Origin of the sequence: Microbacterium sp. CH1, from assembly GCF_001595495.1 — a bacterium.
Classification (GTDB): Bacteria; Actinomycetota; Actinomycetes; order Actinomycetales; family Microbacteriaceae; genus Microbacterium.
Map to the genome: position 1 here is coordinate 57,665 of NZ_LOSO01000015.1, position 13,865 is coordinate 71,529.

Genomic DNA, 13,865 nt, shown 5'->3' on the forward strand with positions numbered 1-13,865 from the left:
GGAAGTCCCCCTTTACACGGCGGGGACCCGGGTCCATAGTGGGCCACGTGGGATCCGAGGACAGCCCGGCGCTGTCCGTCACCTGGGCGCATCGTGCCGAGCAATCGGTGCAGACCTGGGCGCGCGCACACGCCAGAGGAGAGGTTCCGAGCGTCTGGCCCTACGGGCTGGACGCTCTCCGCGAGCACGCCTCCGTGGAGGTGGAGGAGCTCCCCGACCCCGGCCGGATCGCCCGCCTCCGGGCGCGCGCCGGCATGGGGCCCCGTCCGCGCACCGACCTCGCGCTCGCCTGGGACGAGAACACCGCGTACCGTCTGCAGATCCTGCGGCCGCGGGCGCGTTTCGCGACCGGCGTGATCTGGCTCACCGACATGGCCACGACCGGGGCGGCGCCCGAGAGGCTCGTGGCGATGCTCCGGGCAGCGACGGCGCTCTGGGTGCTCAGTGCGGCTCAGGTCGCCCCGCTGCAGCGGCTCCTCGGCGCTCGGGGACCGCGGGTGTTCGTCGTGCCGTTCGGCATCGACCACGAGTTCTTCTCCGCACGGCCGCCGGCGCCGCGGCCGCGCATCGTGAGCGCCGGCAACGACCGCGACCGGGACCCGGCGACGCTGTACGCCGCGCTCGCGCTGGTGCTGGCCGTGCGCCCGGACGTCGACGTCGTCGTGCAGACGCCGTCCGAGCTGCCCCCTCCGGAAGGGGTGCAGGTGGTCCGTCGCCTGCCGCACACCGAACTCCGCGACCTGTACGGGACCGCCAGCGTCGTGGTGACCGCGACCCGTCCGAACCTGCACGCCTCCGGGATGACCGTCGCACTCGAGGCTCTCGCGACCGCGCGCCCGGTCGTCGTGTCGGACACCCCGGGGATGCGCGACTACGTGAGCCCGCGCACCGGCGCGCTCGTCGACCCGGGGCAACCCGCGGCGCTGGCGCGGGCGCTGCTCGCGCTGCTCGACGACCCGGACCGCGCGGCTGCGCTCGGCAGGCAGGGGCGGGTCGAGGTCGAGCAGCGGTTCACCACGAAGACGATGGTCGACGCCCTCGTGCGCGGACTGCAGGCAGCGGACTGAGACCCCTGGCCGTCGTCAGCGCCGTCGTGCTCGGCGCTTGACGCGGACGGCGGCGCGGAACGCGTCGCGGTGTGCGCGGCCCGCGTCCGCCCACTCGCGGCGAGAGAGATCCGGGGTGCCGGTGAGGCCCGAGGCGGCGCGCCACGAGGCGACGAGCGTCTCGGCGTCGAGGTCGTCGCCGTCGTACATGCGCACCCAGTCGGCGCCGACCTCGCGCGCCAGAGCCTCGTTCGCCTGGTTCCGCGGCACGAGTACCGGACGGTCCATGGACAGGGCGGCGAGCACGCTGCCCGAGTTGTGCATGAAGCGGTACGCGAGCACGATCAGCTCGGACGACGTCGCGAGATCCACGAGTTCCGCGTCGCTGAGGAAGTCGAGGTGGAGGTCGACGCCGGGGAGCGCCGCGGTGCGCGCGCGGAGGTCGTCGGCGAGCTCCGGAGTCGACGGCCGGCCGCCGATGCGCAGGCTCAATGCCGGCTCGACCGCGACCGCCTCCCCGTAGGCGTCGATGAATCCGTCGAGACCTTTGTACCGGCGGATGCCGCCGAACGAGCCGAGTCGTCCGTGCACGCGCTCCGCGGACGGGTAGACCGCGTACCAGTCCCGGTAGTGGCCGTGCAGGATCAGGCTGTGCGGAGTCCCGTCGGGCAGGGGGGTGGTCTCGTTGATGACGATGCGGTAGTCGGTGTGCCGGTCGATGAAGCGCAGCAGCCAGAGGCGCGGGGCGTTGTCGTCGGGGAGCTCCAGGTTGTGCACGGTGCGCACGACCGCGATCCGCCGCGACAGCCGGTGCCGGAAGACGAGGGCGGTCGTGAGCGCGAACTTGCCGGCGGACTTCCACCACGTCGAGCCGTGGAGCTTCGCCTCGGGCCAGTGCCAGTGGAAGGCGTCGTAGCGCCCGAAGAGGGCCGTCTTCCACGAGAACCGGAGGTGCTCGAGGCCCTCCGTCGTCCCCAGCGCCTCGTCGAGCATCTTGTTGTACGGATTCGTCGTCGGACGCGGGGCGCCCAGGGACTGCATCACGCGGATGCTCGCGGTGGATTCGGTCATCGTGGTGTCCTCCGATGGGCGACGGTATTCGTCGTAGCGGTGGCCGAGCGCGGCGGCGATGGTGCCGCGGCCGCGGTGGATCAGGCGGGTGCCGCGGGCGTGGTGGGTGATGTTCCCGGTGACGGCGCCGAAGGCCCGGCGCACGGCACCCACGGCTATGCGGGCGATGCCTCCGAGGAGGGCGCGCGCCCGGAGCAGGCCGCGGCGCAGCCTTCCGGGGGCGAGCTTCAGCGCGATGCGGGTGCCCGCGTTGGCGGAGCTGAACGCCCGCTGCGCCGCCCAGGCCCTGCTGAGCCGTGCGGCGACGACGAGGTCCTCGGTCTCCGACTCGTTGCACCAGACGATGCGCGCGCCGTGTGCGACCAGCTCGCGGGTGAACAGGGTGTCCTCCCCGCCGCCGAGGCCCAGCGACGGGTCGAACCGCACGCCCGATTCGCGCACGGCGCGCAGGTCGAGCAGGAGGTTCCCCGCAGCGGCCACCGACAGCACGGTCCCGGTGGGTCGGGGCGGGCGGCGGAAGGTGCCGGACGCGAGCAGCCACGGGTCGACATCGTCGTCGAACACCGAGATCACCCGACCCATGACGGCATCCGCGTCGGAGGCGCGCCACGTCGTGAGGAGCGCCGACAGCCAGCCGGGGCGCGGCACCTCGTCGTCGTCGATGAAGGCGAGCAGGTCGCGGTCGGCGGACTCGTCCAGAAGCCGATTGCGCGCGGCGACGATGCCCGGCGTCGGCTCGACGACGTAGCGCACGGGGAGCGCGGCGCTCGCGGCCACCTCCCGCGCGGAGCCGGCGGCGTCGTTGTCGACGACCAGCACCTCGACGTCCACACCCAGCTCCGCGCACTCCGCGATCCGCTCCGGAAGCGCACGCAGCAGCGCCGCCAGCAGCTCCGGCCTCCGGTAAGTGGGCACGCCGATCGTCACGGCGATCGCGTCGCCCGTCTCCGGTCCCCTCGTCATCCGCCTCATCCCCATGGCAGTCCCTGCGCCTGTGTCCCCGCGCCGGCTCATCGTACCGTGAACGCCGGGGTGCGCCGAGCCGGCTCTGGCGTATAGTCGGTGTCCTGGGAGTCGACGCCGGTCGCGACTCTGGGGAATTCGACCGGCGACCCGAAGCGGACCGTGAGGGCGGATCCGGGGGGAGGATCGCGTGTCAATCGTGCACGGACGGCTGGCCGTCGTCGTCGTGAACTACGCCTCGGCGCGGCTGCTCGAGCGCAACCTCGTGGTGGTGGAGCGCGAGGCCCGCGCGGTCGACGAGGAGGCGTCCGTCATCGTCGTCGACAACTTCGCAGGAGCTGCCGAGCGGCAGGCCGCCGCCGCGGTCGCGCAGACCCACGGGTGGACGCTGATCGCCTCCGAGACCAACACCGGGTTCGGCGGCGGGGTGAACCTCGGCGTCGCCCGGGCCCTCGCCGACGGCGCGACCGACGTGCTCGTGATCAACCCCGACGCCCACATCGACCGGGCCTCGCTGGCGCGCCTGGCCGCTGTCACGGAGTCCTCCCGCACGACTCTGGCGTCGCCGGTCATCACCGACTCCGACGGGCGGACCTGGTTCGCCGGCATCGATCTCCTGCTCGACGACGGCACCATGCGCGCCCGCCGCAAGCGCCGCGCGGACGACCAACGTCCCTACGAGCCGTGGCTGAGCGGCGCGTGCCTGTGGATCACCCGCGAGGTGTGGGAGCTCTCCGGCGGTTTCGACGACGCCTACTTCCTGTACTGGGAGGACGTCGACTTCTCGCGCCGTGTCGTCTCGGCCGGCGGCACCCTCGCCCTCGTCGAGGACGCACGAGCCGTGCACGACGAAGGGGGCACGCAACGCGACGAGCCCGGACTCTCGCGGGCGAAATCGGAGGGGTACTACTTCTACAACATCCGCAACAGGATGCTGTACGCCGTGCGGCACCTGGACGAGGAGACCGTGCATCGCTGGCGCCGGTCGATCCCCCGTACCGCCCGTGAGGTGATCCTCCGTGGTGGCCGCAGACAGCTGCTGCATTCCGCCGCTCCGCTCCGCGCCTACCTCCGCGGCGTGCGCGAGGCCCGGCGGATCGCCCGCGCAGCCGGCACCGACCAGAAGGAGATGACGTGGTCGTAGACGCGTACCGACAGCTCGCCCGCGCCCAGAAGGGGCACGCGCGCGGGGCCCCGGCCTACTCGGTGTACGTCAACCGCCGGCTCGGACGGGTGCTCGCCGCCGTGGCGTTCCGGCTCGGCCTCACGCCGAACCAGGTGTCGATCATCAGCGCCGTCCACTCGTTCGCGGCGATCGCCCTCATCGCGTTCGCTCCGGTGACCGTCCCCCTGGGCCTGCTCATCGCGCTCCTGCTCGTCCTCGGGTACGCATGGGACTCCGCCGACGGCCAGGTCGCCCGACTCCGCGGCGGCGGAAGCCCGCAGGGCGAGTGGCTGGATCACTTCATCGACACGCTCAAGATCGCCTCGCTGCACCTCGCCGTCCTCATCGGCCTGTACCGGGTGCTCCCCGACACCCCGGCGCTGCTGCTCATCCCGATCGTGTTCAGCATCGTCGCCTCGACCACGTTCTCCGGAATGCTCCTGAACGACCTCCTCAAGGGCAAGCACGCGGTCGCGTCCACGCACGAGCGCGGCGGCGGCACGCTGCGACGCTCGCTCGTGCTGCTCCCGACGGACTTCGGCCTGGTCTGCCTCGTGTTCGTCCTGTGGGGCTGGACGCCGGGCTTCCTCGTCGCCTACGGGGCCCTCTGCGCCGCGGCGGTGCTCTTCCTCGCGCTCGCTGCGGTGAAGTGGTTCCGGGAGATCGGAAGGCTCGGTGAGGCGGCATGACCGGCGGATCGATCCTCGTCGTCTGCGCCGCGAACGTCTGCCGCTCGCCCCTGGCAGAGCTCGCTCTCCGGCGGGGCCTCGGGGAGGGCTCGTCGGTCTCGGTGCGGAGCGGCGGCGTGCGTGCCCAGGACGGGGACCCCATCTGCAGCGAGGTCGCCGCGCGGCATACCGACGGCGACTGGCAGGAGCAGGCGGGGGAGCACCGAGCCCGCGAGGTCACGCCCGAGATGCTCGCGGAGGCGGATCTCGTGCTGACGGCCTCGCGGGACATCCGGGGCGAGCTGGTGCGCTCGGCGCCCGAGCTCCGCGACCGCATGTTCACCCTCCGCGAGGCGGCCCACCTCGGCGTCGGGTTCCTGCCCGGCGGGTCCGATGCCGTGGAGGAGTACGTCGCCTCGCTCGACCGCGCCCGGACCCGGGCGACGCCGCTCGGCGGATCTCCTGCCGGAGGCTGGCTCGGACGTCTCGTCGGCCGTCGCCCGGCGGCGGATCCCGCGTCGATCGCCGATCGGCACGGCAGCCGCGGACACGCCGACACGATCCGCGAGGTGGAGCAGGCGGTCGAGGCCATCGCGGCGCAGCTCACCGGGCACCGCCGACACTCCTCCTGACGCGAGGCTTGTGGATTTTCACGGACCGCACTACGATTAGCCGACGCCGTGTTCGCACGGCTGGGGGGAAACCGGAGCCGAGGGGGCTCTGGCTGGGGAATCTGGGTTCTGGGGAGCTGCAGTGTTCACTGTTTCAGCATGCCGTTCTGGGGACGGCTCTTCGCGCGTGAGACGTGCGATGTTCATCGCGCCCGTCGTGGCGCTCACTCTCGTGTTCGCCGGATGCACGGCGGCACCGGACACAGCGGCGACGCCGGAGCCCGAGGGTACCAGCACGACCGACTGGACGCCGCCCGCCGATCCCGAGGCGGAGGGCCCCACCGAGGCGCCCGCGCTGACGGAGGAGACCGGCGCGCTGGATGCGGAGATCGCGCTGTCCACCGACATGGTGGTGACCGTCGACGACATCTCGACCACCGAGATCACCCCGGAGACGCCGGGCGAGTACGCCGGCTCCGCCGTCGTGGTGACCGTGAAGGTCGCGAACGACTCGAAGCGGGCGCAGAGCATCGACTCCGCCGTCGTCAGTCTCGTCACGGACGACGGCGACGTCGGCGTGGCCACCACCGCCGGGCCGAACGAGCCGCTCCGCGGGGAGCTGGCCGCCGGTGACGAGGCCACGGGAACGTACGTCTTCATGCTCGACCCGACCAAGGGCCGCGCCGTGAAGATCAGCGTGAACTACGCCGCCGGCGAGCCGGTGGCGACCTTCGCGGGCGAGCTCTCCTGAGCCCTGGGCGCGACGACTTTCACCGCGTCTCGTACGTGACATTTTCGAAGAAGAAATCTGGGGCTGGGGAGCAACATGGGTAAGACATCCACTTCGAGGCGGGCGCTGAGCGCACTCGCGTCGGTCGTGACGGCGGCGCTGCTGATCACGGGCATGACCACGCTGGGGACGACCGGGGCCGCGGCGGCCGATACGCCGTCGACACCGCCACCGCTGCTGCAGCGGAACGACGACGTGGTGACGTCGGACCCGATCCCGACGGTGCAGATCGACAACGGGTACGTGTGGGCGCAGACGACGATCGGCTCCACCGTGTATGCGGTCGGCAAGTTCGACAACGCGCGGGCCCCGCTCGCCACGCCGGGCACCAGCCTCACCGCGCGGTCGAACGTCCTCGCCTACGACATCAACACCGGGCAGCTGCTGCCCTTCGCTCCGCAGGTCAACGGCGTGATCAAGGCCGTCGCCGCATCGCCCGACGGGAGCCGCATCTACATCGGCGGCTCCTTCAACGCCGTCAACGGCCAGACCCGCTGGAACTTCGCGGCGCTGGACGCGGTCACCGGCCAGCTCGTGCCCGGGTTCTCGCCCTCCATCGGCGGCAGCGGGGTGTACGCCCTGGCCACCTCGGGGTCGAGCGTCTATGTGGGCGGCCTCTTCACGCAGGGCAACGCCACGCCGCGCAAGAACCTCGCCGCGTTCTCCTCGACCAACGGTGCCCTGCTCAGCTGGGCGCCGCAGAGCGACCTGCAGGTCGACGCCATGGTGATGGACCCGGCGGGTCAGAACGTCATCGCCGCCGGCCGCTTCTCCCAGGTCAACGGCGACCTCACGATGCGCGGCACCGTCGCGCTGGACAAGAGCACCGGCGCCGTGGACACCGGCTGGGCGCTCCCGCAGACCGTCAAGAACGGCTCGAACACCGGGGCGAACTCGGGCAAGGCGGGCATCTTCGGTCTCGCGGCCGACGCCAACGCCGTCTACGGCACCGGCTGGGTCTATGCGGACGCCGCCACGGGCAACCTCGAGGGCACCTTCGCGGCGGAAGCCGGAAGCGGCCAGGTCCGGTGGATCGCGGACTGCCTCGGAGACCACTACGGCGTCTACTCGACCGGCAAAACGGTCTACACGACCAGCCACACGCACGCCTGCGGCACGATGGGCCTGCACCCGGAGCAGAGCCCGCGCACACACCGCTACTCCGAGGCGTACACGGCCGATGCCCGCGGCCTGCTGGGCAACCAGCCCGCGGCCGGCGGCACGTACAAGAACTGGGCCGGTACGCCGGCGCCCTCGGCCTACGCCTGGACGCCGGACTGGGCCGTCGGCGTGACGACGGGCATGGGGCAGGCCGGACTCTCCATCACCGGCGCCGGGAACATGATCTCGATCGGCGGTGAGTTCCGCTCCGTGAACAACGGGCGCTTCGAGGGACTCGTGCGCTTCTCGACCAACCCGCCCGGCGGCGCCAAGGACGGCCCTCGGCTGTCCGGCGCGAACTGGACCGGTACCGCCCAGTCGTTCATCCCGGGTCGGGTGCGCGTGTCCATCCCGGCGAACTGGGACCGTGACGACCTCACGCTCACCTACGAGCTGCGTCGTACGGGCACCACCACGCCGATCGCGACCACCACCGCGCGCGGAACGTGGTGGGATCGTCCGTCGGTGACTCTCGAGGACAAGACAGCCGCCCCCGGATCGACGCAGGAGTACACCGTCGTCGCGAAGGACAGCGCGGGCAACACCGTCACGAGCCAGGCCATGAGCGTGACCGTGGCCGCCGGTGCCGTCTCGAACTACGTCAACGCCGTGATCGCCGACGGCCCCCAGCTCTACTACCCGCTGGGCACCGCTCCGCAGGACTGGGCCGGCTCGAACACCCCGGTCTTCGACTCGGGCGTGAGCGCGTCGACCTCGGGCGTCGAGAACACCGCGACCGGTGCCTCGACCTTCACCGGGACGAGCACGGGACGCGTCGCGTCGGGGAACAGGATCGCCGCTCCGTCCGAGTTCTCCACCGAGCTCTGGTTCAAGACGAACACCACGAACGGCGGCAAGCTGCTGGGATACGGCTCCTCGATCTCGGGCGACTCGGGAAGCTATGACCGTCATCTCTATATGACGAACAGCGGACGCCTCGTCTTCGGTACCTACAACGGCACTGCCCAGACGGTGCAGAACAGCACGGCGCTCAACGACAACACGTGGCATCACGCGGTCGCGACGCAGAGTGCCGACGGGATGAAGCTCTACATCGACGGTCAGCTCGCGTCGTCGCTCCCGGGAGCGACGACGGCGGAGAATCAACTGGGATATTGGCGTATCGGTGGCGACACCCTCTCCGGGTGGCCCTCGGCCCCGAGCTCCAAGTACTTCAAAGGCTCGATGGACGAGGTGGCCGTCTATCCGTTCGCCCTCACCCCGACGCAGGTGAAGACGCACTACGGCATCGGCAAGGGCTTCCAGGCGCCGACGGCGGACTTCACCGCCACGGCGACCGACCTCGCCGTCGCGTTCGACGCCGGTGCGTCGACGGCTGCGGGATCCGCGACCATCGCCGGCTACCGCTGGGACTTCGGCGACGACTCCGCGACCGCCACCGGGAAGACGACGAGTCACACCTACGAGAAGTCCGGCACGTACACCGCCACGCTGACCGTGACGGACAGCAACGGCCTCGCCACGTCCGTCGAGAAGCCGGTCGTCGTCACGGCGCCGAACGTGCTCCCGACCGCCTCCTTCGAGACGACGTCGACCGGCCTGACGGTCTCGGCGGACGCGTCCGCCTCGTCGGACTCCGACGGCTCCATCGCCAGCTATGCCTGGAACTGGGGCGACGGGACGACGTCGACCGGTCAGGTCGCGACGCACACGTATCCCTCGGCGGGCACCCGCACGGTGACGCTGACCGTCACGGATGACCGCGGGGGCAGCGCCTCGACCACCCGGCAGGTAACGGCCACGCACGCCGACCCGGTGGCGGCCTTCACCGCGACCGCATCGGGCCTGAACGTCGATGTGTCGGCGACCGGGTCGAGCGCGTCCGACGGCGCCACGCTGTCGTACTCGTGGAACTGGGGCGACGGTTCTCCCGCCGGTTCCGGGGCCACCGCCGGCCACACCTACGCCGAGGCCGGCGCCCGCGACATCACCCTCACCGTGACCGACAGCCTCGGCGCGACGGCCACGGCCACCAAGACGGTGACGCTGACGGCACAGGTGTTCGCCGCGTCCGACGCCTTCGGGCGGGTCGTCTCGAGCGGCTGGGGAGCGGCGGACAAGGGCGGCACCTGGGCGCCGATGAGCGGCTCCGCGACGGTGCTCTCCGTCGGCGACGGGGTGGGCAAGGTGAACCTGACGCCGGGGGAGACGCGGGAGATGCTGCTGCAGGGCACCTCCGTCCTCGACTCCTCGGCGCGGATCAGCTACACGCTCGCCTCCGGCCCCTCGACCGGGGTGGCATACGAAGGACTCGGCGCCCGACGCTCCGGCTCCTCCGGCTACCGTGCCCTCGCGTGGCACCGTGCCGACGGGACGACCTGGCTCGTGATCCACCGCAACGGCACGGCGATCGCCAGCACCGCGGTCTCCGGTCTCACCTGGAGTGCGGGCAGCTCGTTCACGCTCCTGATGGAGACCACCGGGTCCTCCACGACGACCATCCGCGCCAAGCTGTGGGCGGCAGGGTCGGCGGAGCCGGCGAACTGGCAGCTCACCACGACGGACGCGACCCCGGCCCTGCAGGTCGCCGGTGCGCCGACGGTGTTCTCGTACCGGGCGGGCAGCGCCACCGGCGCCAACCTGGCCAGCTTCGACGACTTCACGGTGAAGAACCTCGGGGCGCCTGCCCCGCAGCCGGAGCCGCAGCCCGAGCCGGAGCCCGCCAACGTCGCGCCGACCGCCGCCTTCACCGCGACCGCGACGAACCTCACGGTGGCCCTGGACGGAAGCGGGTCGACCGATTCCGACGGCACCATCGCCTCGTACGCGTGGGACTTCGGCGACGGCACCACGGGCACGGGCGCCACGAGCACTCGTACCTACACCGCGGCGGGGACCTACACCGTGAAGCTCACGGTCACGGACGACAAGGGGGCGACGCACACCACCAGCAAGCCGGTGACCGTCACGGCGCCGCCGGTCGACCCCCAGCCCGAGCCGGAGCCCGAACCGCAGCCGGCTCCGGTGGCGGACGACGGCTTCGACCGCACCGCGGGACCCGGCTGGGGCACGGCCACCGTCGGCGGGGCGTGGACGATCGCCGGCGGATCCCAGGCGGCGGCGACCGTCGCCGACGGCCAGGGCAAGCTTAACCTCATCGCCGGGGACACCCGCCACGCGACGCTCAACACGACCTCGGTCGCCGACGTGGTGCTCGAGACGCAGTTCCGGGTCGACCAGGCGCCGGCAGCCGGTGGTGCCTACATCGGCGTGATCGCGCGGCAGTCGGCGGCGGGGAAGTACTTCGTCCGCGCGTGGCTGCGCCCTGACGGCACGGTCTGGCTCGTCGTGCACCGCGAAGGGACCGTCCTGCGCACGCAGGCTGTGCCCGGGCTGGTGTGGGCGGCGAACACCTCGTACAACCTCGAGGTGGCGGTGACCGGGACGTCGACGGCGACCCTGTCGGCGAAGTTCTGGCCGACGGACACCACGAAGCCGGCCGCCTGGCAGATCACCACGACCGACGCGGCGCCGCTGGGCGCGGGTGCGGTGGGTCTGAGCGGCAACCGCTCCGGCAGCGCGACGGCGCCGCTGGGCGTGTCGTTCGATTCGTTCCGCGTCACCGCCCCGCAGTAAGATCCTGACGCATGGCCACTGCTGTACCGATCGCGCTCCTCGCCGTCGGCGGGATCGCGGCAGTGGCCATCGTCGTGTTCGCGCTCCGGCTGCTGCCGCGCACCGCCTTCGTCGTCTGGGCGTGCGTGCTGTTCTTCGTGCCGCTCTGGGTGGGCGTGAACATCAGTTTCTACTGGGCGGCGATCACCCTGCTCACGGCGGTGCTCATCCTCGTGAACTGGTCGGTCGTGCCGCTGCGCGCGGCGGACGCCTGGGTCGCCGTGTTCGTGGTGATCGTCGTCGGCCTGTACGGCTTCGGGACGGTGGACCTCCCCTCGCTGGTGGCCGCGCTGCTGGAGTGGGTCATCCCCTACATCTGGGGCCGTGTCGTGCTCGCCAGAGTGGCGCCGGAATGGGTCACCTCGACGATCGCGGTCGTGGCGATCGTGGCCGCCGCCCTCGCGATCGTGGAGTTCGTCACGTCCTTCAACCCGTTCGTCCTCATCCCGGGCTCCGGAGTCGTGTACGAGACGTGGAGTCCGCTGCAGGAGCGGGGCGGCGTGCTGCGGGCCGAGGGGGCGTGGGGTCATTCGATCGCTCTCGGCGCGGCGCTGGCGATGTCCTCCGCGTTCGTCGTGGCGACGAAGTGGCGGCTGTTCCCGAAGATCACGGGTGTCGTGCTCATCGCCGTCGCCACCGTCTTCACCTTCAGCCGCGCGGGGCTGCTCACGCTCGTGCTGACCCTCGTGCTGTCCACCTTCCTCATCGTGGGCGTCTCGACCCGTTTCCGGGTGACGGTGGCCCTGGCCGGAGCGATCGGCGCGGCCATCGCCATCCCCCTCATCGACTCGGTGTTCGGCGCGGCCGGCGATGAGGCCGGGGGCAGCGCGGACTACCGGACCGATCTGCTCGTACTCCTCGAGCAGGTGCAGCTGTTCGGGAACCCCGGCGACTGGCACTCCCTCGTCTCGGGCGACTACTACCTCGGCTACTTCGCCCGCTCGGTGGACAACGCCCTCGTGCTCACGTTGCTCCGGTACGGCTACGTGCCGACGCTCCTCATCATGGCGGCCGTGGTCTGCGCGGCGCTGATGGCGGTCCGACGCTCGACCCGCAGCCCGGCGGCCCTGGCGGTCGTCGGCCAGCTCCCGAGCCTGGTGGTCGTGGCGCTCATCACGCAGTACAGCATGTTCCTCTGGTTCTGCGTCGGTCTGGCGATCACCTGGGCGAAAGATGCCGGCGGCCGGGGGTCCGGGGCGGACGACGCGCTCTTCTTGGATGCGGGGACGACCGCGTTCCCCGCATCGACGGGCAGGACCGTTCCACAGGCGCGGCAGACGTGAGGGGACTCGTCAGGTGGCTCCTCTAGAATCGAGATCTCAGGGGGAATGGGGAGTCATGGCGGAAAGCCGGGTCAGCCTGCGTGTGATCGCGGGCTCGCTGCGCAAGTTCTGGTGGTTGATCGTCCTGTGCGGCGTGGTGGGCGCCGCCGGGTCGTACGGATACGCGTCGCTGCAGACGCCGCTGTTCCAAGCGACGACCTCGCTCTATTTCGCCCTCAACCAGGGGACGAGCGCCTCGGATCTCAACCAGGGCTCGGTCTACACGCAGAGCCAGATGCTCTCCTTCGCCCAGCTGGCGACCAGCTCGCGCGTGCTCGAACCGGTGATCGAGGAGCTCGACCTCGACACGACGCCGCGTGCCCTCGCCCGTGACATCGAAGTGTCGATCCCGCAGAGCACTGTGACGCTGCGGGTGACGGGGATCACGGATGATGCGGAGTCCTCCGCCGAGCTCGCGAACGCGGTCGCGGCGCAGCTCATCGAGGTCGTCAAGGACGTGGCGCCGAAGGATCCGCAGGGTGAGTCCACCATCACCGCCGAAGTCATCGACGATGCCGTCGTCCCCGAGTTCCAGTTCACTCCGAGCAAGCCCAGGGATGCGGCACTCGGCGGGTTCCTCGGCGGCGTGCTCGGCCTCGCGGCCGCCGTGCTCATCGGCGTGCTGGACACCCGCGTCCGCAACGAGGAGGCGCTCACGCAGGCCGGCGGTGACCCTGTTCTGGGAGTGGTCTCCAGGTCGCCGCTGCTCGAGGCGCGCGGGATCGCCGTGGCTCAGGAGCCCCTCGGTCACACCTCCGAGGAGTTCCGCCGTATCCGCTCGGCGCTCGCCTACGCGAACGTGTCGTCCCGCGTGAAGGTTCTGCTGGTGACCTCCGGCATGCCCGCCGAAGGCAAGTCCACCGTCTCGGTGAACCTCGCGATGACCCTCGCCGCACTGCGCAACTCTGTCCTACTGATCGACGCGGACATGCGCCGCCCGCGAGCGCACGAGCATGCCGGCATCGACGGCTCCGTTGGCCTCACGAGCGTCCTGCTCGACGAGGTCGGCTTCGAGGTGGCCAAGCACCGCGTCGCCGATACGACACTCGACATCCTCCCCGCCGGCACGATCCCGCCGAACCCGGCCGAGCTGCTGACGTCGGCGCGTATGGCGCAGCTCCTCGATTTCGCGGCCGCGGAGTACGACTACGTCGTCATCGACTCACCGCCCACCCTGAGCGTCGCGGACGCCAACCTGCTGGCGACCCAGACAGACGGCGTGATCCTCGTCGTGGATGCGACCAAGACCGGTCGCGCAGCGCTGGCGAAGAGCATCAAGTCGCTGGAATCCGGTGGCGCCCGCATCCTCGGAACGGTCCTCAACCGCGCCCGGCCCGACCGTCACCGCAGCGAGTACTACAGCGAGTGAGTCGATACGTCGTCGTGGCCGATCGCCGGGCGGCACGCAGCATATCGGCTGACGGTGCCGAAA

9 protein-coding genes are annotated in these 13,865 nt (G+C 71.2%); 8 read left to right on the forward strand and 1 reads right to left on the reverse strand.

Annotated features, from left to right (window positions below; all coding sequences use genetic code 11):
• Window positions 1-47 precede the first annotated feature (47 nt).
• Window positions 48-1,067: a glycosyltransferase family 4 protein gene (locus AUV07_RS08565; RefSeq protein ID WP_062636033.1), complete on the forward strand. Its 1,020-nt coding sequence runs from the start codon at window positions 48-50 to the stop codon at window positions 1,065-1,067.
• A gap of 15 nt (window positions 1,068-1,082) precedes the next feature.
• Here AUV07_RS08565 and AUV07_RS17985 read toward each other — a convergent pair whose 3' ends face one another.
• On the reverse strand, window positions 1,083-3,080 hold the full coding sequence (locus AUV07_RS17985; RefSeq protein WP_231868227.1) for a glycosyltransferase: 1,998 nt from the start codon (window positions 3,078-3,080) through the stop codon (window positions 1,083-1,085).
• Window positions 3,081-3,270: 190 nt separating this feature from the next.
• Between AUV07_RS17985 and AUV07_RS08580 the strand changes: the two genes are divergently transcribed.
• From AUV07_RS08580 to AUV07_RS08610, 7 genes are all read left to right on the forward strand, one after another.
• Entirely contained in the window at window positions 3,271-4,224 is a 954-nt protein-coding gene (locus AUV07_RS08580; RefSeq protein WP_231868228.1) for a glycosyltransferase family 2 protein, read from the forward strand.
• The gene (locus AUV07_RS08585; RefSeq protein WP_062635438.1) at window positions 4,215-4,934 is read left to right on the forward strand and encodes a CDP-alcohol phosphatidyltransferase family protein; all 720 of its coding nucleotides are present in this window, start codon (window positions 4,215-4,217) and stop codon (window positions 4,932-4,934) included. Before AUV07_RS08580 ends, AUV07_RS08585 begins: the two co-directional genes overlap by 10 nt.
• Window positions 4,931-5,545, forward strand: a complete 615-nt coding sequence (locus AUV07_RS08590) for an arsenate reductase/protein-tyrosine-phosphatase family protein (protein ID WP_062635440.1) — start codon at window positions 4,931-4,933, stop codon at window positions 5,543-5,545. Before AUV07_RS08585 ends, AUV07_RS08590 begins: the two co-directional genes overlap by 4 nt.
• Window positions 5,546-5,723: 178 nt before the next feature.
• On the forward strand, window positions 5,724-6,275 hold the full coding sequence (locus tag AUV07_RS08595) for a DUF4352 domain-containing protein (RefSeq protein ID WP_231868229.1): 552 nt from the start codon (window positions 5,724-5,726) through the stop codon (window positions 6,273-6,275).
• Window positions 6,276-6,350: 75 nt separating this feature from the next.
• A complete protein-coding gene (locus AUV07_RS08600) occupies window positions 6,351-11,072 on the forward strand; it encodes a PKD domain-containing protein (RefSeq protein ID WP_062635441.1) in 4,722 nt (1,573 codons plus the stop codon).
• Between the two features lie 11 nt (window positions 11,073-11,083).
• A complete protein-coding gene (locus AUV07_RS08605) occupies window positions 11,084-12,394 on the forward strand; it encodes a hypothetical protein (RefSeq protein WP_062635443.1) in 1,311 nt (436 codons plus the stop codon).
• A 55-nt stretch (window positions 12,395-12,449) separates the two neighbouring features.
• Window positions 12,450-13,802 carry a polysaccharide biosynthesis tyrosine autokinase gene (locus AUV07_RS08610; protein WP_062635445.1) on the forward strand — a complete coding sequence of 451 codons (1,353 nt, stop codon included), beginning with the start codon at window positions 12,450-12,452 and terminating at the stop codon, window positions 13,800-13,802.
• The last annotated feature ends 63 nt before the right edge of the window (window positions 13,803-13,865 follow it).